The 19749-nt window shown below is 45.8% G+C and carries 24 protein-coding genes; 8 read left to right on the top strand and 16 right to left on the bottom strand.

Annotated features, from left to right (window positions below; all coding sequences use genetic code 11):
• The first annotated feature begins 48 nt into the window (after positions 1-48).
• A complete protein-coding gene (locus AYO36_RS03000) occupies positions 49-804 on the top strand; it encodes a maltotransferase domain-containing protein (protein ID WP_156501819.1) in 756 nt (251 codons plus the stop codon).
• Between the two features lie 53 nt (positions 805-857).
• Here the strand turns inward: AYO36_RS03000 and ccpA are convergent, their stop codons facing one another.
• The 4 genes from ccpA to AYO36_RS02980 all read right to left on the bottom strand — a co-directional run bounded on the left by ccpA (position 858) and on the right by AYO36_RS02980 (position 4414).
• Positions 858-1868, bottom strand: a complete 1011-nt coding sequence (gene ccpA, locus AYO36_RS02995; RefSeq protein WP_023469068.1) for a catabolite control protein A — start codon at positions 1866-1868, stop codon at positions 858-860.
• A gap of 158 nt (positions 1869-2026) precedes the next feature.
• Positions 2027-3112 (bottom strand): bifunctional 3-deoxy-7-phosphoheptulonate synthase/chorismate mutase, encoded by a 1086-nt coding sequence (locus AYO36_RS02990; protein WP_023469069.1) that lies wholly within the window; start codon positions 3110-3112, stop codon positions 2027-2029.
• A gap of 199 nt (positions 3113-3311) precedes the next feature.
• Entirely contained in the window at positions 3312-3848 is a 537-nt protein-coding gene (locus AYO36_RS02985; protein ID WP_064299494.1) for a YtxH domain-containing protein, read from the bottom strand.
• A 95-nt stretch (positions 3849-3943) separates the two neighbouring features.
• Positions 3944-4414, bottom strand: a complete 471-nt coding sequence (locus AYO36_RS02980; protein WP_231884641.1) for a DUF948 domain-containing protein — start codon at positions 4412-4414, stop codon at positions 3944-3946.
• Positions 4415-4553: 139 nt separating this feature from the next.
• Between AYO36_RS02980 and AYO36_RS02975 the strand changes: the two genes are divergently transcribed.
• Complete coding sequence (locus AYO36_RS02975) at positions 4554-5666, top strand: aminopeptidase (RefSeq protein WP_029342360.1); 1113 nt, start codon at positions 4554-4556, stop codon at positions 5664-5666.
• Positions 5667-5719: 53 nt separating this feature from the next.
• Here the strand turns inward: AYO36_RS02975 and AYO36_RS02970 are convergent, their stop codons facing one another.
• From AYO36_RS02970 to AYO36_RS02940, 7 genes are all read right to left on the bottom strand, one after another.
• The gene (locus AYO36_RS02970) at positions 5720-6160 is read right to left on the bottom strand and encodes a Dps family protein (RefSeq protein WP_023469073.1); all 441 of its coding nucleotides are present in this window, start codon (positions 6158-6160) and stop codon (positions 5720-5722) included.
• 92 nt (positions 6161-6252) lie between these two features.
• Positions 6253-6768 carry a DUF2179 domain-containing protein gene (locus tag AYO36_RS02965; RefSeq protein WP_023469074.1) on the bottom strand — a complete coding sequence of 172 codons (516 nt, stop codon included), beginning with the start codon at positions 6766-6768 and terminating at the stop codon, positions 6253-6255.
• Positions 6769-6940: 172 nt separating this feature from the next.
• Entirely contained in the window at positions 6941-8236 is a 1296-nt protein-coding gene (gene murC, locus AYO36_RS02960; RefSeq protein WP_023469075.1) for a UDP-N-acetylmuramate--L-alanine ligase, read from the bottom strand.
• Positions 8237-8314: 78 nt separating this feature from the next.
• Positions 8315-9241, bottom strand: a complete 927-nt coding sequence (locus AYO36_RS02955; RefSeq protein WP_064299493.1) for a hypothetical protein — start codon at positions 9239-9241, stop codon at positions 8315-8317.
• A gap of 37 nt (positions 9242-9278) precedes the next feature.
• The gene (ytpR, locus tag AYO36_RS02950; RefSeq protein ID WP_058264712.1) at positions 9279-9887 is read right to left on the bottom strand and encodes a YtpR family tRNA-binding protein; all 609 of its coding nucleotides are present in this window, start codon (positions 9885-9887) and stop codon (positions 9279-9281) included.
• A gap of 53 nt (positions 9888-9940) precedes the next feature.
• Entirely contained in the window at positions 9941-10738 is a 798-nt protein-coding gene (locus AYO36_RS02945; RefSeq protein ID WP_064299492.1) for a DUF1444 domain-containing protein, read from the bottom strand.
• A gap of 53 nt (positions 10739-10791) precedes the next feature.
• On the bottom strand, positions 10792-11100 hold the full coding sequence (locus AYO36_RS02940; protein ID WP_023469079.1) for a thioredoxin family protein: 309 nt from the start codon (positions 11098-11100) through the stop codon (positions 10792-10794).
• Between the two features lie 126 nt (positions 11101-11226).
• Between AYO36_RS02940 and AYO36_RS02935 the strand changes: the two genes are divergently transcribed.
• A complete protein-coding gene (locus AYO36_RS02935; protein ID WP_023469080.1) occupies positions 11227-11517 on the top strand; it encodes a hypothetical protein in 291 nt (96 codons plus the stop codon).
• 83 nt (positions 11518-11600) lie between these two features.
• Here AYO36_RS02935 and AYO36_RS02930 read toward each other — a convergent pair whose 3' ends face one another.
• Together AYO36_RS02930 and AYO36_RS02925 are read right to left on the bottom strand one after the other, a co-directional pair.
• A complete protein-coding gene (locus tag AYO36_RS02930) occupies positions 11601-12614 on the bottom strand; it encodes a PTS sugar transporter subunit IIC (protein WP_064299491.1) in 1014 nt (337 codons plus the stop codon).
• Between the two features lie 157 nt (positions 12615-12771).
• Positions 12772-13842 (bottom strand): M42 family metallopeptidase, encoded by a 1071-nt coding sequence (locus AYO36_RS02925; RefSeq protein ID WP_035396484.1) that lies wholly within the window; start codon positions 13840-13842, stop codon positions 12772-12774.
• 119 nt (positions 13843-13961) lie between these two features.
• On the opposite strand from AYO36_RS02925, the gene AYO36_RS02920 reads away from it, so the two are divergent.
• Both AYO36_RS02920 and AYO36_RS02915 read left to right on the top strand, forming a co-directional pair.
• The gene (locus tag AYO36_RS02920) at positions 13962-14264 is read left to right on the top strand and encodes a PepSY domain-containing protein (RefSeq protein WP_012371126.1); all 303 of its coding nucleotides are present in this window, start codon (positions 13962-13964) and stop codon (positions 14262-14264) included.
• Positions 14265-14333: 69 nt separating this feature from the next.
• Positions 14334-14690, top strand: coding sequence for a DUF1304 domain-containing protein (locus AYO36_RS02915; RefSeq protein ID WP_058264707.1), 357 nt, complete (start codon positions 14334-14336; stop codon positions 14688-14690).
• A gap of 41 nt (positions 14691-14731) precedes the next feature.
• Here the strand turns inward: AYO36_RS02915 and AYO36_RS02910 are convergent, their stop codons facing one another.
• Positions 14732-15247 carry a hypothetical protein gene (locus AYO36_RS02910; RefSeq protein WP_058703918.1) on the bottom strand — a complete coding sequence of 172 codons (516 nt, stop codon included), beginning with the start codon at positions 15245-15247 and terminating at the stop codon, positions 14732-14734.
• A gap of 116 nt (positions 15248-15363) precedes the next feature.
• Entirely contained in the window at positions 15364-16005 is a 642-nt protein-coding gene (gene trmB / locus AYO36_RS02905; RefSeq protein WP_023469086.1) for a tRNA (guanosine(46)-N7)-methyltransferase TrmB, read from the bottom strand.
• A 176-nt stretch (positions 16006-16181) separates the two neighbouring features.
• Here trmB and cydS point away from each other — a divergent pair, with 176 nt between their 5' ends.
• The 3 genes from cydS (at position 16182) to budA (ending at position 18862) form a co-directional block, all read left to right on the top strand.
• Positions 16182-16283, top strand: a complete 102-nt coding sequence (gene cydS / locus AYO36_RS17190; RefSeq protein ID WP_023469087.1) for a cytochrome bd oxidase small subunit CydS family protein — start codon at positions 16182-16184, stop codon at positions 16281-16283.
• A 162-nt stretch (positions 16284-16445) separates the two neighbouring features.
• Positions 16446-18137 (top strand): acetolactate synthase AlsS, encoded by a 1692-nt coding sequence (alsS, locus tag AYO36_RS02900; protein WP_064299490.1) that lies wholly within the window; start codon positions 16446-16448, stop codon positions 18135-18137.
• 11 nt (positions 18138-18148) lie between these two features.
• Entirely contained in the window at positions 18149-18862 is a 714-nt protein-coding gene (gene budA, locus AYO36_RS02895) for an acetolactate decarboxylase (RefSeq protein ID WP_064299489.1), read from the top strand.
• Between the two features lie 40 nt (positions 18863-18902).
• Here the strand turns inward: budA and AYO36_RS02890 are convergent, their stop codons facing one another.
• A complete protein-coding gene (locus AYO36_RS02890) occupies positions 18903-19703 on the bottom strand; it encodes a phosphotransferase family protein (RefSeq protein ID WP_064299488.1) in 801 nt (266 codons plus the stop codon).
• Between the last annotated feature and the right edge of the window lie 46 nt (positions 19704-19749).

The raw sequence follows: 19749 nt of genomic DNA, 5'->3' as shown, positions 1-19749 counted from the left end.
AATATGGAATTTTTACTTAGTAAATGAATAATAGTTGGGGGAATCATCATGAAAAAGGCATGGCTTTATTCCGGTCTTATTCTATCGACGGGGATCGTACTCGCAGGGTGCGGCAATGAAAAACAGGCAATGGATCACGATAACATGCAAGGGTCAGGAAAACCGACGGTCGAGGTCAACGTCAATGTTCCGGCCAAGACAATGGAAGAAGATAAAGTTGTTTTTAAAGCGTCAGCTGTCGAACAAAAGAAACCAGTCAATCTTGAGGACGTGACATTTGAAGTTTGGGAAGCCGGAAAACAAGACGGTGCCCATCAAAAGTTCAAGGCAACCTTGAAAAAGACGGGTTCTTATCAAGCAGAAGCTAAGCTTGCTGAAGGTGAGTATGAAGGACTGTATCATATCAATGATAAAAAAGGACTCCATCATATGGATAAGATCTCATTCGTCGTCATGGATCATTCACATGAAAAAGAGGAAGCATCGCACGAGCATGGACATGATCACGAAGCCGTCGATGGCCTGTCTGTCCATTACATGGGCGCAACAAAAGCGAAAGCTGGTGCTGAACTTCCCGTCTCCTTTCATGTTTTCCTCGATGGGAAACCGCTAAAAGCGAACGTACAAGTGGAAGTCATTGAAACGGGCATTGAAAAGCATAACTACGTTCCTCTAGAAAAAAAGGGTGATGCCTACAGCGGGAAAGTGACATTGACTGCACCTGGTCAGACGACGGTTCGACTCCATGTCGAAAATGACAAACTCCACCATCACCAAGATGAACTTATTACCGTCGCGAAATAAAAAAACGTCTCTTTTTTCAAGCAGCTTGCTTGAGAGAAGAGACGTTTTTTCGATTAAGGACGTGTCGAATCCCGTTGTTCGATTCGGTGTGGTAACGTGACATCGTTCGTTTCAATTTCTTCTTTGTTCAAGATTTTCGTCAATAGACGCATCGAGACTGCTCCGATATCATACATCGGTTGAACGACAGTCGTCAGTTTCGGACGAATCATCGTCGCAAGACGTGTGTTATCGTGTCCGATAACTTCGAAGTCTTCCGGTACACGATGTCCAGCATCCTGTAAGGCATGGATGACACCAAGAGCCATCTCATCCGTTCCAGCAAAAATCGCGCGTGGGCAATCTTCTCCAAGTTCAAGCAATTGATTCATCGCCTTCATTCCTGAATCATACGTATAGTTTCCAAGGACGACATTTTGCTCGTTAAACGGAAGATTTGCTTCTTCGAGTGCTCGGCGATAACCCGCAAATTTCTTTTCACCATTGATTTGCTGTTCGAGTGGTCCAGTGATGAATCCAATCCGTTCATGTCCACGGTCGATCAAAGACTTAACAGCATCGTGCGCAGCACTCTCATAATCGATGTTGACGGCAGGAAGATCATAATCTTGATTCAACGTTGCAGCAAGCACGATCGGAACCGGTGATGTTTTGAACTCACGAACGAGATCCTCGTGCAGACGTCCGCCCATGAAGATGATTCCATCCACCTGTTTTCCGAGCAATGTATTGAGCAAATGAATCTCTTTTTCCCGGTTTTGGTCGGAGTTACATAAAATGATGTTATATTTATACATTGTCGCGACGTCCTCAATCCCGCGTGCTAAATCCGCAAAGAAGATGTTCGAGATATCGGGCACGATGACACCGACCGTCGTTGTTTTTTTACTTGCCAGTCCACGGGCAACAGCGTTCGGACGATAACCAAGCTGTTCGATTGCGTCTTGGACCTTCTTTCGTGTAGATGGTTTGACATTCGGGTTTCCGTTGACGACACGCGATACGGTCGCCATCGAAACAGCAGCCTCTCGCGCGACATCGTAAATCGTAATATTACTATTCAAAACAAATTCCTCCTTTAGTATGATCCATCTCAAGTGTTTTCATTTCGTTTTCATTTTTAGGCAACACGAAAGGAAGACAGGAAAAGATAGTTTTCTTTTCCCATTCTTCCTTCATTGTAAAACGTTTTCATTCGCTTTAGGTTACCCTTTTTCGGAAATCATTGAACGTTTAGTGCCGGAAAGGTAGTCGTCAAGTTTTCGATGAACGTATCGAATTCTTGGAAATCGAGTTGTTGGTTCGCATCAGACAACGCAAGTGCTGGGAACGGATGGACTTCGACCATGACAGCGTCTGCTCCAATCGCGTATGCCGCTTTTGCTGTTGGCAAGAGTAAATCCTTACGTCCTGTCGAGTGCGTGACATCGACCATGACAGGGAGATGCGTCTCTTGCTTCAGAATCGGAACTGCTGAGATATCAAGCGTATTCCGTGTTGCACGTTCATACGTCCGAATACCACGCTCACATAAGATGACTTGATCGTTACCACTCGCCATGATGTACTCAGCCGCGTACATGAATTCCTCGAGTGTTGCAGAAAGACCTCGTTTTAAAAGAACCGGTTTATTCGTACGACCGACTTCCTTGAGTAAATCGAAGTTTTGCATATTGCGTGCGCCGACCTGGATGATGTCGACATATGGTAAAGCAGATTCAACGGCGCTCGGTGTCATGATTTCAGTGATGACATGCAAACCGTGCGCGTCCGCTGCTTTTTTCAACATCTTTAGACCTTCGAGTCCTAGACCTTGGAAGTCGTAAGGCGATGTACGTGGTTTGTACGCTCCGCCTCGCATGAACTTCACGCCATGTTTCGCGAGCTGTTCCGCGACCTCAAATACTTGTTCTTCGCTCTCGACCGCACACGGTCCAGCGATTAATTGTTGCGAACCGTCTCCGATGACGGCATCTCCGATCCGGATGATCGTATTCGTCGGTTTTTGTTTCCGTGATACGAGTAATTTCCGAGTCCGATCTTCTCCTTGTAATTCGAGAGAAGCTTTGAAAATTTCTTTAAATACATGCTGAAGGCGTCCTGTTTCAAAAGGTCCATGGTTATTAGCGGCAATTGATTCGAGCATTTGACGTTCTCGAACAGGGTCGTATCGATCAAGCCCTTGTGCTCGTTTGACTTTTCCGATTTCAACGGCAATTTGACCTCGTCTGTTCATCAATTCCAATAATTCTGCATTCACTAAATCGAGTTCATCACGTAATCTTTTTAATTCTGCATGTTGATCCATGTCCTACCACTCCCTAATCAGCATATAGCTCGTAATAGCAACTAATTATAGCGAACTCTTTCCGTGTTGTACATAAAGAAGCTGCATGATTTCTTAAAATATGAAAATAAATTACGTTTTTTCATATAATTTTTTTGTGTTTTCTCTATAAGGAAACATAGAAAAAGAGCCCTCGTGATGAGAGCTCCTCATATATTGATTATTTCTTATGATTCACATCAGACTGCGGATCATTGTCTTCCTCTTGTTCGTCTGCTAACTGTTCGCGTAACTCCGAAAGTTCAACGACCGTCTCCGTGTCGATCTCTTCTGCAACAGACGCCCCATCCACTTCGTCGCCGATTTCACGTTCGATGTCACGTACGAGTTGCTCCGCTTCTGCGAGAGCAGCATCAATGCTTGCTTGATCCTTCTCAAAGCCCGCATATTGTGCCGCTTCTTGAACCGTTGAATTATTCTTCGCTTTTTCAATGACAGGTGCTGCCTTATCTTTCGCTAGTTGAATCCACTCACCTACGAGTGGCTCCGCTTTTTCACGGACAACTTGTGTCTGTTCCGTCAAACGTTGACGCGCAGGCGCCGTACGCTCGTCAATCAGATTGCGTACTTCACGACCTGATTTTGGGCTAGAAAGGAGAGCTGCCGCAGCACCAATCAATCCACCAACGATGACTCCGGCAAGGAAGCCTCCTCCTTTAGAAGAATCTTGTGCTTGATATGGGTGTTGTTTCGTCATGATTTACGATCTCCCTTCAACTCATCTGGAATGCTTTCAACGTCCGGTACTGACACGACTTCCGGTGTGACCGGCGCCTCAGCCTTTTTCCGGAATCAACGACGTGGCTTTTTCTCAACCGTCGTCGTTGCCGTCGAATGATTTTGAACCGTAGTCTCTGCCGGTTTATTTTTCTTAAATAACTCTACAGCGACTGAGCCCCAACGGACTGCTTGCGCAATCTGTTCTTTATTCGTATCCGCTGCACCAGCAACCGTATCGGATACTGTCCGGACAGAATCTGTCACTTTGTTTAAAGACGTACCGAGTTCTTCGATCGAGTTTGCGACAGGTGCAAGCAATTCTGTTTTTTCTTCAATCGTATCGACCAGACGATTCGTCTTATGTAACAACGCTGTCGTCTCCATCATGATACCGTCTAATTGACGTTCAAGTCCTGCTGTCGTGTTGGCTACATTGTTGAGCGTCTTACTCGCAGCACCTAATACACGGGCAAGGAAAATGACGAGCACTACGAATGCGATCGCAGCGACTAATCCGGCGATTCCGCCTAATGTGATTTCCATGGTTCTTGCCTCCAATTTTTTTGCATAGTCTTTTGTTGTTAGTTCGACATGTAGCAAGTCGTTCCTGCTACTCCAAATGGTTTATTTCCGTTACAATGATAAATGAAACCTACATAATCCATTTCGAGGGGGAAATTTCATGCGTGACCCACGTCTTACTCAACTGGCAACGAATCTCATTAACTATTCGGTTGCCCTTGAACCTGGTGAAAAAGTATTGATTGAAAACTTCGGCATCGAACGCGAACTGGTCGAGGCACTCGTTGAAGCTGCCTACGCGGCTGGCGGACATCCGTTCGTCTTACTTAAGGATAATCGTATCCTACGAAAATTATACCGAAATGCTTCAGAAGAGCAACTCCAATTGATGGCAGACATCGAACGCAAGCAAATGCAAGCGATGGACGCATACATCGGACTACGTGCTGGTGATAACATCAATGAATTGTCAGATGTGCCGGCTGAACAGATGAAACTTTACGGTCAAACGATCGGTAAGATGCACACACAAGATCGTGTCAAAGGAACGAAATGGGTCGTACTTCGTTTCCCAACTGCATCGATGGCGCAACTTGCGAATCAATCGACAGAAGCATTTGAAGACTTCTACTTCGATGTCTGCACGCTTGATTATGAAAAAATGGGACAAGCGATGGAACCACTCGTCGACTTGATGAACCGGACGGATCGTGTTCGTCTCGTCGGACCAGGAACGGATCTAACGTTTTCAATCAAAGACATCCCAGCCATCAAATGCGCCGGAAATGCTAACATTCCAGACGGTGAAGTCTTTACGGCACCCGTCAAGGATTCGGTCAACGGTGTCATCTCATATAACACACCATCTCCGTATCAAGGGTTCACGTTTGAAAACGTCAAACTGACGTTCAAAGATGGTAAAATCGTCGAAGCGACGGCGAACGATACGGATCGGATCAACCAAGTCTTCGATACAGATGCTGGTTCTCGTTTTGTCGGCGAATTCGCGATCGGCGTCAATCCCTTCATTCAGCATCCAATGAAGGATATTCTATTCGATGAAAAAATCGATGGCAGCTTCCACTTCACACCAGGTCAAGCTTACGAAGAAGCCTACAACGGTAATGACTCATCCGTTCACTGGGATCTCGTCAACATCCAACGTCCTGATTACGGTGGTGGAGAAATCTGGTTCGACGACGTATTGATCCGTAAAGACGGTCGTTTCGTTCTTCCAGAACTTGAAGTCCTCAATCCTGAAAACCTGAAATAAGAAAAAGCGGATGGCTCGTCCTTCATTAGGACGGGGTCATCCGTTTCTTTATCTTATTTTTTCAATGTCGCACGAAGCATCCAAATTTGTTTTTCGATTTCCTTCGCTTGACCAAGTAGATCATCTTCAACCGTCACGTCTTGTGCCTCAAGATGTTCAATCGCATCGAGCATCTCTTTTCGGACTTGTTGGAAGTCTTTGATGACAGAATCAATCATCTCATCTGCCGATAATCCCGATTTCGCTTCTTCAAGCGTTGTTTGCTCTAAATACTCTTTTAGTGTCGCAGAAGGTGTTCCGTTATTCATCAGGAGACGTTCTGCAACGACATCATATTGTTCAGACACCCATGTATAAAGTTCTTCAAGCTTCTCGTGAAGCGTTAAGAAGTCTGGTCCTTTAATGTACCAATGATAATTGTGGAGTTTGACGAACAGTACCCCATAGTTTGCTACCTGTTGATTCAAAGCTGATTTTGCATGATTACTAATCATCTGATATTCCCCTTTCCTGATTTCAAATGACGTTCTATTTCATCTTTATCCTTAAATAACAAAGAATAAACATCATTCTCAGGAAAAGTGCTCTATCGAGGACGCTTTAATCCTTTCAACATATACCCACCTTTGAAGTCGACAGAATCGAATGCGACGAGGAATGCTTTCGGTTCGTATTCTTCGACGAGATTACGAAGCACTTTCATACGTGTTCGAGCCGCGAGCACATCTAACCGATAACGGACACCGTCTCGTCCTTGACCTTGATAATGTGTCACACCAAAACCATTATCGCGAATGACTTGAATCAGTTCCGCTGGAAATTCTTGCGTATGCACTTGAATCATATTGTAACCGATGGCGAGTTTTCGCTCGACATATCCACCGACGAGTATTCCTAGACCAAATCCAAGCGCGTAAACGACCATACCGAGTGTCGTTAAGTCTTGGAATACGATTCCTAGTGCAAAAATGTAAATCAATGTTTCGACTGTGCCAAATAATCCGGCAATGACAGTTCGCCCTTTGACGAGCATGATCGTCCGTAATGTCAAAACAGGAACGTAAATCAACTGGAGCAATAAGATGAGTAAAATCTGTCCCATGGTGTCTTTCCTTTCTGTTAATAACTTCAACACATACACACTATTTCAAACTTTTTTTCAAGATGCAATCCTATTTTAGATTTTCCTCATCGGTTTTTTGAAATTACTATCATAATTCAAAAATACGACAAAAAAAGTGCCACTCGAGTCGAGTGACACTTTTGATTCTCGCTTATTTCACACTTTGATACTGATGCTGATACGTTTGGATATCGCCCGCTCCCATGAACAGAAGCACAGCATTTTCATGCTGACGTAGAACAGACACGTTATCGCGCGTCAGAATAGAAGCTTGCGGGATTTTCTCCTGCAGATCTTCGACGCGAACTTGCCCTTCCTGCTCACGTGCCGATCCAAAGATTTCGCATAGATATGTCGCATCTGCTTCACGTAAAGAAGTCGCGAAATCATCCATGAATGATTTCAAGCGTGTGTACGTATGCGGTTGGAAAATCGCAATGACTTCGCGGTCCGGATATTTCTTCCGTGCCGACTCAATCGTCGCGCTGATTTCCTTCGGATGGTGCGCGTAGTCATCTACTAGGATTTGTGTGCCGAATTCCGACTCACTGAAGCGACGTTTTACACCACCAAATGTGGCTAAACGTTCAGCAACGTCGTCTTTGCTCAATCCTTCGTACTGACAGATCGCAATGACAGAGAGTGCATTCAAGACATGATGACGACCGAATCCTGGAATGAGGAACGTGCCGTAGAAATCATCACGTAAATAAACATCAAATGATGTACCATCTGGCGTTGACGTCGCGTTTTCCGCGCGGAAATCATTGTTTTCTCCAAATCCATAATAGAGAACAGGTACATTCGCTTGAATGTTTTGAAGATGCTCATCATCTCCACAAGCAACGATCGCTTGCTTAACCTGCATCGCCATTTCTTGGAATGCCGAAACGACGTCATCGATTCCTGTGAAATAATCCGAATGATCGAAGTCGATATTCGTCATGATAGCGTAGTCCGGCTTGTAATATAAGAAGTGACGTTTGTATTCACATGCCTCGAAGACGAATGCTTTCGCATCCTCTACTCCTGCCCCTGTCCCGTCTCCGATCAAGAAAGCTGTCGGCGTGATACCGCTCAAGACGTGTGAAAGCAAACCTGTCGTCGACGTTTTTCCGTGTGAGCCTGTAATGGCGACCGAACGATATTCATTTGCTAGGTGTCCTAAGAAATCGTAATAATGATGGATGGTTAAACCAAGTTCATTTGCCCGTGCGATTTCTGGATGATCATCTCCAAAAGCATTCCCTTGGATGATGACATAATCTTCTTTGATGTTATCCGCATTGAACGGGAAAAATGGAATTCCCTTAGCCCGTAACGCGTCTTCAGTAAAAATGTGCTTTTCGATGTCTGAACCTTGCACCTCATGATTCATCTCATGTAGTACTTGGGCGAGCGCACTCATCCCTGTTCCTTTGATTCCAACAAAATGATACTTTGTCATATAAAAGCCCTCCAATTCACGTTCCGGTCCGTACCATCGGGCTCGGGTACAAAACCTGTACCATTATAGCAAACCGATTTATTTTTTACCATGTAAATTATTTTGTTCTCGACGTGCGCGATACATCGCCATCAAGTCTTTCGTCGTCATGACGACGTTAACAGGCGGTCCGACCGGTTTTTTCACTTCCGACTGAACAGGCTTATCCACCTCAGTAACAGATGGATCTTGATCTACTTCAACAGCAGATGGATCAAAAGTCGGTGCGAAGCTCTCCGCTTGTTGCTCAGCTTCTTTTTCATCAGCAGACTCTTCACTTGATGTCTCTGTCGGAACAACTAATTGTTCCACCGTCTCACTGTTGGAAGATGTTTCAGTTCCGTCCGTTTCTTCTACTTCGGTTACGGTCGGCACTTCTTCTCTCACGAGCTCTTCACTTGTGTGAGGTTCCGGTACAAGTAATTCGACGTCCGTCACCGGTACAAGACCAGCATTTGCTTCGTCTGATACGACTTCTGTCGGATCAGCTGATTGTTCCATCGTCTCACTGTCGGAAGATGTTTCAGTTACGTCCGTTTCTTCTACTTCGGTTACAGTCGGTACTTCTTCTCTCACGAGTTCTTCACTTGTGTGAGGTTCCGGTACGAGTAATTCGACGTCCGTCACTGGTACAAGACCAGCATCTGCTTCCGCTTCGTCTAATACGACTTCTGGCGCGGTCAGTTCTTGATCCGCCAAAGCAACCTCATCAGTATTTCCCTCTTCGACTGTTTCCGAAACCTGCTCATTCGTTTCCGTTTCTTCCGCAGCTTTTACGGTTTCCGATGCAGATTGCTTCGGACGTTGGAATCCATAAATCGGTGAAGGAACATCCGTTAAAACGAAGCGATCTTCACGCTCCTCTTTTTTCGGACGTTCTACCGGCTTTGTCTCACGTTCCCCTGCAAGCTCTCGACGAATCCGGGCAGCCTGCTCTTTTAGTGACTGTTCATAACGATTACTCATACGTTCACCCCTCCATCTTGTTAAAAAATCGGTCGAATCATCGACCGATTGAGAATGCTTCCCCTACTGCTTTTGTATCATCGAGTACAAGAATCCCTTTTTCTTGTGGTGCATCGACAAGTCCGAGCTCACGCGCTGAACATAGCATACCGCTTGATGGTACGCCGCGTAACGCTGAAGGACGGATGATTAACCCAGACGGCATGACCGCTCCCGGTTTAGCAACGACTACTTTTTGACCCGCCGCTACATTCGGTGCTCCACAAACGATTTGTAAAGTTCCGTTATCTACTTCTACCTGACAGACCGATAATTTATCAGCATCCGGATGCTTCTCGCAAGAAGCAACGAACCCAACAACGAATTTCGGAGAATAATCCACTTGTTCGAGTGACAATTCGATATCTCGACTCGCCAGTTCCTTTTGGATGCGTGTTGCCAATTCTTCCGTCAATTCAACCGGTCCTTGTGTCTCGATCGTAAACGTAGTCGAAGCATCAAACAGGTTGTAACCGACGACACGATCACCATGCTTGATAGTTGCTACGTCTCCTTCACGAGTCGCTGTCACTTCCGCACGTGGTGCGTCTTCCAAAATGATCATTAAGACGTCGCCGACGCCCTCTTTATTATAAAACACATTCATTCAATCCATGACTCCCTTCCGTCTTTCTCACAATGCCTATTGTATCAGATTCTTCACTCTTTCGGCTGCTTGTTTTTCGCAAGGACGAAGACCGGCTCCAGATTGCCATCTTCATATAAGAATGGCAGTGCCGTGACCGGTACACGACCGTTCGAGAAGAAGTCAAACATCAATTGCTGTAAGACATCATATCCGGCGTCATTCCGAATATCAGCGAAAATCAGGACATCCTGATGCGGAATTCCGACTGCGAATTCTCCTTCGATTTGCGCCGCATAATCGGCTAATAAAGTCTTGTTCAAAACACGACTCGCCTCATATCCGTCGCCGAGACTCAAGAAATAAAAGATATTCCCTGCGACTTCGTCTTGTTTAAATGGCGCTTCAAGCGATTTCACATTAAAACGCGCTACTTCTGATAACTGTTCAGCTGTCCATTCAGCAGACGCCAGTAACTCCTCATCAATCAAACGATACGTCGCCCCTAAATCAAGTGCGTACATGATTTTCGTCTCACCCGTATGTGGTGTACTGACGAGCGTCTTCCCTTCTTTTGTCGTATCGGCAAACGATTTAGCGCGAATGACAGGAAAGATTTTTTGTTCTTGTCCAACGAGTGAGATTTGATCCGTTTGTCCGAGTACAGCACGGATATATTCGATCGTCTCTTCGACTGCGATGACACCTCTTCGTTTTGCTTTTGCGACAAGCGGATTCAATCCGACATCAACGCCTGATTTATCGTGCTTTCGCTCAATTCGTAATACAGACTTTTCACGATCGAAATATGTCGTGTACCCTTCTTCTTCAAATGTTTGTGTCATCATTCTTCGGATTTGTTGTAGTTCCATTCGAATTCATCCTTTCTATCATGAAAAAAAGCGAGTCAGCGCTCGCTTTTTTCTTAAACCGTCTCTAAAAATGCTGTCACCTGTTCTGGTGTCTTCCGCTCTTTCCCGACATAACGCCCTGTCTCTTCACCATCGCGGAATGCAACAAAACTCGGAATTCCGAAGATGTCCATTTCCTGGGCAATTTCAATATGATCGTCGCGATCGACGTAGTAAAACTCGAAGCCGTTAAATGTTTGCTCGATTTCCGGCATGAACGGATCTAAGAAGCGGCAATCCGGGCACCAGTTTGCTGAGAATAAAAAGACGGCATTTCCTTGTTTTGCTGTATCGAATTCTTGTTTGGATTGTAATGTTTTCATGATGATTTCCTCCTTTGATTTCCCTAGAAGTCATTGCCCTCATCATAGCATATTCAATTGTGGCTGTGCGTTTTCGTGCTTGGTTTGCTATACTGCAACTAGAAAACACCTGGAAAGGACTTCACTATGGCAGATCAACCAATCAAACATCCGTTCGAACGCTTCGTCGGCTTCGTTGGCATGACGAGTTGTTTACGTTACGGCTATTCCTTCATTGATTCCGAACGAAGCTTACCCGAAATCTTTTTGTATTTGGTCGTCGGTTTTGCGATCATCATTTTACTCGAAGCACTCGGAAAACGACTCGCTCGAAAATTGCCTGTCGTACGCATGCGGTATTTGACTCCACTTTACCTCATTTACCTCTACGTTTTCTTTACGAGTTTTTATTCAAGTTCATTCGGATTCTCTTTATGAAAAAAGCTGATTCAAAAAGTCATATGCTTGTTCGTCCACCATCCGGTCAAACAGGCGTATCCTTTAGAATCAGCTTTTTGTATTTAATATTCGATTTTTAAATCGCCATCTTGAATCCGACCGAGACGTCGTAATATGCGATAAATGAAATAACTGATGATGCCGGGCGCAAGGAAACAGAGGACAGCGACTGCTAGGTAATACTCCATTTCGAACCCCATCGTTTTTAATAACATCAATGGACCAACGAATCCGCTCGTACCCATACCAGAACCTTCCGGATTGCTCTCAAGCATTAACAGAACAGTCGCAAACGGCGCTAGTATAGCACCGGCTGCAGTTGGTGGTAGAAGAATCCAAGGATTTCGAATGATATTCCCTACTTGTAGCATCGATGTTCCAATCCCTTGAGCAACCACACCACCGATTCCGTTATCACGGTAACTGATGACGCCAAACCCAATCATCTGTGCCGCACAACCGATCGTCGCCGCCCCTGCAGCAAGTCCATCCAAACCAAGCATGATTCCAAGCGCAGCACTCGAAATCGGCGCTGTCAATGCAAGACCCATGACGGTAGCAACGAAAATTCCCATGAATAACGGTTCGCGTTCCGTTCCCCAACGAATCAACTCACCGAGATCCGTCATGCCTTTTCCAATCCACTTTCCTGCGTAACGTCCGGCAACGAATCCGGCTAGTAACGTAACGAATGGCGTCAATAAAATATCGAGTCGCGTCGTCTTTGAAACGAGTTTTCCGACCTCTGTCGCAAGAAGCGTTGCAATGTAACTACCTGCTGGTCCTCCTGCTTCATATCCGACCGCACCAACGGCAACTGCTGCGAACAAGATCAGCGGTGGTGCCTCAAGTGCAAACGCTACAGCCACACCGATTGCTGGCCCAGTCAGTGCGATCGCCTGCTCTCCTAACTGAATGAGGAACTTCGCCTCTACACCACGATCGACCAGTCCCTCACCAATCGTTCGGATGATGAGACCCATGATCAACGAACTAAACAAACCAAGTGCCATATAACTTAATACGGTGATGAAATATACTTTAGGGCTAAGTGAGATCCCTTTTTGTTTGAACATCTTGTCACGTCCTTTTCTTAACATCGCGTATCATTATATCAAATCTCCTTTCTATCCGACTACATTGTTTTTCCAACTGACAAGACAGTTCATGCTTACGTCGTTCTTATTAAACAAAAACAGACAGCGGATTCACATCCACTGTCTGTCATGTCATTCACTTGACTTGTAGCGTCGCGAGTGTCGTCGTATCGAGGTTCGTGACGAGTTTCCGAAGCAATTCCTTCGCCGCATCATAATCATCTGTATGCATGATCGATGCATGCGTATGGATGTAGCGTGCTGGTAAACCAACGACTGTCGTTGGAATCCCATTATTCGAACGATGGATGACACCACCATCGGTTCCACCTGCACCGACATAATATTGGTACGGAATCTTGTTCGATTCTGCCGTATCGAGGACGTAATCCGTCATCTCTTTTGAGAGGATCATGACACTGTCTTTAATTCGAAGCAATGGTCCTTGTCCGAGTTGACCGAATTCCGTTTTGTCTCCTGATGCATCATTGGCAGGAGAAGCGTCGACGACGAACGCGACGTCGGGATCGATGAGTGCCGTCGCTGTTTGTGCACCGCGCAATCCAACTTCTTCTTGAACCGTTGCACCCGAGAACAAAATGTTCGGATGATCCGCCGCTGTCGTCTCTTCCAACAATTCAATCGCCATTCCGACACCATAGCGGTTATCCCATGCTTTCGCCATGATCTTCTTCGGATTCGCCATCGGTGTGAACGGGAAGAATGGTACGGCAGGAATACCTGGACGTACTCCAAACGATTCTGCCTCTTCTTTTGAGTCTGCACCGATATCGATGAACATGTCTTTGATCGCCATTGGCTTATTGCGCACTTCTTCTGTCAATAAGTGTGGTGGAATCGATGCGATGACACCAGGGATGACACCGTTGTCCGTACAGATCGAGAAGCGTTGCGCAAGCAACACTTGGCTCCACCAGCCACCGAGCGGTTGAATCCGCAACATTCCGTTCTTCGTGATTTGCGTCACCATGAATGCCACTTCGTCCATGTGCCCGGCAACCATGACTTTCGGCCCTGTCGCATCGCCTGTTCGTTTTCCAAAAATCGAACCAAGCCCATCCGTAACGATCTCATCCGTGACAGGTGTGATGCGCTCGCGAACGAACTGACGAACGTCGTGCTCAAACCCCGGTGCCCCGTTCAATTCCGTCAGTGTTCGAAATAACTCTCTCGTTTTTTCATTCATATGTATCGCCTCCTGCTTCTCATTATACAAAAAATTGCTTCTATCACTTAACCTTTTGTTTCTCTCTGAACGAATTATTTGGTACAGTAGGAATAGAACCTGTAAGGAGGGGAATTTTAATGAAAAAACGCTATTGGATTATCGGATTGGCAGCAGCTGTCGTCGCCGCTTTCGCAGTGAAGAAAGCCGTTGATAACAAACAACTTTCTGCCGAGGAAGCGCTCGAAATCACGAAACGCACATTTTCAGCAAAAGGACGTGTCCAAGGTGCATGGATCTCTGCAACACCAGAGGCTTACGCATATGAGTCACGTGACTACCAAAGCTACAAAGGTGGCATCTCGGTCCTTGAAGGTGATGACGAAAAAACGTATCAATTCACAGTTGATGCCGAAACTGGCGCTTTACTCGAATACGCTTAATCAAAAGACCGTGCTTCGATCGACGAAGTACGGTCTTTTTTCCACGTTCATCTGAAGGAGGTATGATTCATGTCGATTCTTGCTACGCTGTTCGTTATCCTCGTTGCTTTGGAACACTTTTATATTTTAGCACTTGAAATGTTCTTTCTTTCTTCCAAAGCGGCTCGTCGAACGTTCGGTTTAACGGACGAAGCTGTTGCATCACAACAAATTCGGACACTTTTTGCGAATCAAGGCTTATATAATGGATTTTTAGCAGCCGGACTAGTATTTGGTCTGATTCGTCAGGATGTGGCTGTTCAATTGTTCTTTTTAGCATGTGTCATTATCGCTGCGCTTTATGGCGCCGTGACTGCCAATCGCTCCATTTTACTCAAACAAGGCTTGCCTGCCATACTTGCTTTCATCTTCGTGTTGCTTGCATGAAAAAAGCCTCTATCCGATTGGATAGAGGCTTTTTTTCTTAATTAACGCGGGTTGTCGTTGCGTTCGTAGATCGGGTTCATGTATTCCGTCGTCGAGTATAGACGTGGAACAACGATGTATAAGATGACCGCTGGTACAGCGATGATCAACAACATCAAGAGCATCGGTAACCAGTAGACGACTTTTTGTTGAAGATTATCCGAGTTACCGTCGATGTATTCTTTTACGCCATCAACTTTTGCAGCATCGGCACTCGTCAACAATTTACCGCTATCGGCATTGAAGAAGTGGATTTCACGTTTGATCGTGATGAAGATGCCGTCACGGACTGTCTCGATGACAGCGATTCCGCCGATGACTTCTTCTCCTTTTTCATTCGTGAACGTCTTCGGATCCTCGATTTCGACCGAACCTTTTTTATAATCGTAATGCGTCGTTGGTAATTCCTCATTTAATGCTTTCGTCATTTCTGAGGTATCAACCGCAGCAAGTACCGATTGACCGATACTTAATGCGAGAAAGAGCGCCGTTACGAAGGCTAAGCTTTTCTGCCACATCCCCAAATTCCCCCTTTACCTATAAGTACAAGTTCTTCAGTCAACAACATTGTACCAATTAATAAGAAAAAAGTGTGAAAGAAATACCAGGAAAATAAGAAAACTTTTTGTCTAAATTAATTTTGGTACGTTGCTTCCATCCGATAAATCGGTTGACCCATTGATGAAAAACGCTCTTCGTACTCTGTCCGGACGTTATCTTCCGGTTCATTCGCATGTAAATCAAGCGACATCCAGTCGAAGCGCATACCGTATGCTGACATCGTCATCAAACTCGATTCGAACAACTTCCGATTATCTGTCTTGAAGTGAATTTGACCTTTCGCCGGTAAAATATCTTCATATGTCGAGAGGAATGTTTTATACGTCAAGCGGCGTTTCGCATGACGTGTCTTTGGCCATGGATCAGAGAAGTTCAAGTACACGCGGGACACTTCACCTTTTTCAAAGTAATCACGTAGGTCTTTTGCATCGACCGTCAAGACGCGAACGTTCGATTGTGGTGTTTCGACCAATTTTTGAACGATCGTCACGGCAACGCTTTCGAATAGTTCGATCGCGATGAAGTTGATATCCGGGTGTTGGTGCGCCATTCCGGTAATGAAAGCTCCTTTCCCTGATCCCACTTCGATGTAGATCGGGTTATCATTCTTGAACTCGCTAGCCCATGCTCCTTTAAGAGATGCTGGTTCTGCTATATAGATCGAGGATTGTTCCTTCATATAATCCTGCGCCCATGGTTTATGTCGTAAACGCACTATCGTTCATCCTTTCCAAACTTAAATTATCCGCAGATAAGTTTATCATGATTCGGGTAATTATATAAGAACTTCTTCGTTTCCTGTCGAAGAATGTTCAGCAGTTCGTCACTTGAGAAATAGTGAGCATTCTAATACACTTAAGGTACGTAAGAACCGAAAAGGAGGGCTATACTGTGGATGATTTCTTGATTAGTTGGGCATCTCCCATCGTTCTCGTCTTGGGAATCACTGCTTTGTTCGTCTGGGCGACTTTCGGAAAAGTCGACGTCGAATAAGGGCAATCTCTGTACCTTGTGTAATCATACACAAGGTACTTTTTTTATTTTCTAAATGATTTTAGGTTGGTTTTACCATGAAACAGATGTATACTTTTTTTGAAACAGATACTTTATTACAGCTATCGAACACCAAAAACGTTGGTAAAAAGGAGAATTGTAATGAACGAAAATAAAAACAGTGATTCAAAAGAACTAGCACAGAAGAAAACAGGTGCGGATCTCGTCGTCGATTCACTCATCGAGCAGGGTGTTGATTACATCTTCGGTATTCCCGGCGCCAAAATCGATTCCGTCTTCAATGTGTTACAGGACCGGGGACCTGAACTCATTGTTGCACGCCACGAACAAAATGCTGCCTTCATGGCTCAAGCCATCGGACGCTTGACGGACAAACCGGGTGTTGTCCTTGTGACATCTGGTCCTGGGGCATCAAATTTAGCGACTGGTCTTGTGACGGCGAACTCTGAAGGTGACCCTGTTGTCGCAATTGCCGGAGCTGTCACGCGGGCCGATCGTTTAAAACGAACACATCAGTCCATGGACAATCAGGCACTCTTTACACCGATTACGAACTTTAGTGCTGAAGTGCAAGATGCCGATAACATTCCAGAAGTATTATCGAATGCTTTCCGAACAGCTGAAACGACAGCTGGAGCTGCTTTCGTCAGTATCCCACAAGACGTTGGGTTAAGCGAAGCGAACGTCACGGCGTTCCGTGCGGTTGAAGCACCAAAGCTCGGCGTTGCACCAGAAGCATGGGTCGATGAAACAGCCCGTCTGATTCAAGAGGCAAAACTCCCTGTCTTGTTACTCGGTATGCGCGCGAGTCAGCCAGACGTCGTACACGCGATTCGTTCGTTACTCAAAAACGTCTCGATTCCTGTCGTTCAGACATTCCAAGCAGCCGGCACATTATCACGTGAGCTTGAATCGAATTTCTACGGACGTGTTGGATTGTTCCGCAATCAGCCGGGAGATGCGTTACTTGCAGAAGCGGATCTCGTCCTCTCGATCGGTTATGACCCAATCGGTTATGACCCGAAATTCTGGAACCAACCAACGCACGACCGGACGCTTGTTCACATCGATCAAATGCGTGCTGAAATCGATCATTTCTATCGTCCAGATCATGAGCTTGTCGGTGATATGGCGAAAACCGTCGATGCGATCGCTGAACGCCTACGACCACTCACATTACCTGAAAGCTCTGTTCAGTTCCTTGAAGGATTGCATCAACGTCTTGTCGATCGCGATGTTCCTCCTGTCGCGGATTCTCCATTGACGCATCCACTTTATTTCATGAAGACGTTGCGTGAAAAAATTGCGGACGATGTCACCGTCACGGTCGATGTCGGCTCACACTATATTTGGATGGCACGTCACTTCCGTTCGTACGAACCGCGCCACCTCCTCTTTAGTAACGGGATGCAAACGCTCGGCGTCGCACTTCCATGGGCAATCGCAGCTACACTCGTTCGTCCCGGAAAGAAAGCTGTCTCGATTTCAGGTGACGGCGGATTCCTCTTCTCTGCAATGGAACTTGAGACAGCTGTCCGTTTGAACTCACCACTCGTCCACTTCGTCTGGCGCGACAGCGGATTCGATATGGTCGCGTTCCAACAAGAGATGAAATACAAACGGAAATCCGGTACGTCATTTGGTGACGTCGATCTCGTCAAATATGCGGAAAGCTTCGGAGCAAAAGGACTGCGCGTCAATCATCCTTCGGAACTCGCAGCAATCATGGATGAAGCACTCGCGACAGACGGTCCCGTCATCGTCGATGTGCCGATCGATTACCGTGACAACATCGCGCTCGGAGAACAAGTTCATCTCGATCAATTGAACTAAGGAGGATTCACATGGCACACGATAAAACACTCGTCCAGATTTCAACGATGATGGCACTACTTGACGGCGTATTTGAGAGTGAAGTCACGTACGCTTCCGTCCTTGATCAACGTGATTTCGGTATCGGAACGTTTGACCACTTAGACGGTGAGATGATTGGATTTGATGGTCAATTCTATCAACTCCGCTCAGATGGTAGCGCTCGACCGCTCCAACCTGAGACGACGACGCCTTTCGCGACATTAACCCGTTTCGAGCCGGAACAAACCCTGACCGTGACGGAAGAGATGTCAAAAGCGACGTTTGAGCGCTGGCTGAACGAACAACTCCCAACGACCAATAGCTTTTATGCTATCCGGATTGAAGGAACATTCACGGAGGTTCAGACACGAACCGTCGCACGCCAGGAAAAACCATTCGTTCCAATCACGGAAGCTGTCGCTTCTCAAAGCGCTCGTACGTTCGAGCACACGGAAGGAACGCTTGCCGGATACTATACACCACGATTTGGTCACGGTATCGCCGTCGCAGGATATCACCTTCATTTCATCGATGCTGCCCGCGAAGGTGGTGGTCACGTCTTTGACTACACAGTTAAGAACGTCACCGTCACATTCGAAGAAAAGCCGCAACTTGATTTACGTCTACCGACGACAGCGGCTTATCGATCGGCAGATCTCGAAAGTCACGATATTGAAAAAGAGATTAAAATCGCAGAAGGTTAAGCAAAAAAGCGTGTCGTTCCCTTTCGGAATGACACGCTTTTTAGTCGTTTGAGTATTCAAGTAGCTGTTCAAGAAAATGATAACTGTCGTCGACATCCGGATGACGCGTATCTTCATACCAGTAGAGTGACAATACTGCTTGCGCTACGACATACCAGTGCATGCGTCGCTTCAAATCAATCGTCAAAGGATGTCCATAATGTTCGAACCATTCTGGCCAAGCCGCTTCGTCGACATAACTATATAACATCATTCCAAGATCGTACGCACGGTCAGCAATGATCGCATCATCCCAATCGTTCAGATAGAGTTGACCGTCTGCTCCCGTTAACCAGTTATTATGGTTCAAATCTGAATGACAAACGACCTGCTCATCCGTTCTGACCTGCTCCAGATTTTGTTCGAGGTAAACCATCGCATGTTCCACGAGCTCCGGATCCTCTAAATCATCCGGTTGAAAGTACAAACGACATTGTCGCAATAACTCATCAGGTTCGATCGGGCGCTGGTCAAGCTGTTGTAGCATGAACAGTAATTCCTTCGAATCATGGATTTTCCCAAGCAAACGTGCTACTTCAGGACGTTCCATCATTTCGGGCTCCAACTCGTCCCCTTCAATGAACTGTTGGGCGCTGATGACGTCCCCACTATAAATCCGTTTCGTCCATAATAACTTCGGAACGATTCCGTCTGCAGATAAAATCGCCAAAAACGGCGATGAATTTCGTTTTAAGAACAACTTCGATTGTCCGGTTGAAGCGATATACGCTTCTCCTGTGATTCCACCTGCTGGCGTAAGGGTCCAGCCTTCGCCAAGCGCATCTAAAATATCTAATTCCATTATAATCCGCTCAACTTTTTTAGTAGATTTGCCTAAGGCACAATGC

It is taken from the genome of Exiguobacterium sp. KKBO11 (assembly GCF_001644945.1).
Classification (GTDB): domain Bacteria; phylum Bacillota; class Bacilli; order Exiguobacteriales; family Exiguobacteriaceae; genus Exiguobacterium_A; species Exiguobacterium_A abrahamii.
Note: the sequence above shows the minus strand (reverse complement) of the source record. Positions and strands in the feature narration are given on the sequence as shown.

What these genes read in the sequence shown, in the direction of transcription:
- AYO36_RS03000 (WP_156501819.1), top strand. Translation starts at nt 49, where the DNA reads ATGAAAAAGGCATGGCTTTATTCCGGTCTTATTCTATCGACGGGGATC.
- AYO36_RS02990 (WP_023469069.1), bottom strand. Translation starts at nt 3,112, where the DNA reads ATGGATCAACATGCAGAATTAAAAAGATTACGTGATGAACTCGATTTA.
- AYO36_RS02985 (WP_064299494.1), bottom strand. Translation starts at nt 3,848, where the DNA reads ATGACGAAACAACACCCATATCAAGCACAAGATTCTTCTAAAGGAGGA.
- AYO36_RS02980 (WP_231884641.1), bottom strand. Translation starts at nt 4,414, where the DNA reads ATGGAAATCACATTAGGCGGAATCGCCGGATTAGTCGCTGCGATCGCA.
- AYO36_RS02975 (WP_029342360.1), top strand. Translation starts at nt 4,554, where the DNA reads ATGCGTGACCCACGTCTTACTCAACTGGCAACGAATCTCATTAACTAT.
- AYO36_RS02970 (WP_023469073.1), bottom strand. Translation starts at nt 6,160, where the DNA reads ATGATTAGTAATCATGCAAAATCAGCTTTGAATCAACAGGTAGCAAAC.
- AYO36_RS02965 (WP_023469074.1), bottom strand. Translation starts at nt 6,768, where the DNA reads ATGGGACAGATTTTACTCATCTTATTGCTCCAGTTGATTTACGTTCCT.
- murC (WP_023469075.1), bottom strand. Translation starts at nt 8,236, where the DNA reads ATGACAAAGTATCATTTTGTTGGAATCAAAGGAACAGGGATGAGTGCG.
- AYO36_RS02955 (WP_064299493.1), bottom strand. Translation starts at nt 9,241, where the DNA reads ATGAGTAATCGTTATGAACAGTCACTAAAAGAGCAGGCTGCCCGGATT.
- ytpR (WP_058264712.1), bottom strand. Translation starts at nt 9,887, where the DNA reads ATGAATGTGTTTTATAATAAAGAGGGCGTCGGCGACGTCTTAATGATC.
- AYO36_RS02945 (WP_064299492.1), bottom strand. Translation starts at nt 10,738, where the DNA reads ATGGAACTACAACAAATCCGAAGAATGATGACACAAACATTTGAAGAA.
- AYO36_RS02940 (WP_023469079.1), bottom strand. Translation starts at nt 11,100, where the DNA reads ATGAAAACATTACAATCCAAACAAGAATTCGATACAGCAAAACAAGGA.
- AYO36_RS02935 (WP_023469080.1), top strand. Translation starts at nt 11,227, where the DNA reads ATGGCAGATCAACCAATCAAACATCCGTTCGAACGCTTCGTCGGCTTC.
- AYO36_RS02930 (WP_064299491.1), bottom strand. Translation starts at nt 12,614, where the DNA reads ATGTTCAAACAAAAAGGGATCTCACTTAGCCCTAAAGTATATTTCATC.
- AYO36_RS02925 (WP_035396484.1), bottom strand. Translation starts at nt 13,842, where the DNA reads ATGAATGAAAAAACGAGAGAGTTATTTCGAACACTGACGGAATTGAAC.
- AYO36_RS02920 (WP_012371126.1), top strand. Translation starts at nt 13,962, where the DNA reads ATGAAAAAACGCTATTGGATTATCGGATTGGCAGCAGCTGTCGTCGCC.
- AYO36_RS02915 (WP_058264707.1), top strand. Translation starts at nt 14,334, where the DNA reads ATGTCGATTCTTGCTACGCTGTTCGTTATCCTCGTTGCTTTGGAACAC.
- AYO36_RS02910 (WP_058703918.1), bottom strand. Translation starts at nt 15,247, where the DNA reads ATGTGGCAGAAAAGCTTAGCCTTCGTAACGGCGCTCTTTCTCGCATTA.
- alsS (WP_064299490.1), top strand. Translation starts at nt 16,446, where the DNA reads ATGAACGAAAATAAAAACAGTGATTCAAAAGAACTAGCACAGAAGAAA.
- budA (WP_064299489.1), top strand. Translation starts at nt 18,149, where the DNA reads ATGGCACACGATAAAACACTCGTCCAGATTTCAACGATGATGGCACTA.
- AYO36_RS02890 (WP_064299488.1), bottom strand. Translation starts at nt 19,703, where the DNA reads ATGGAATTAGATATTTTAGATGCGCTTGGCGAAGGCTGGACCCTTACG.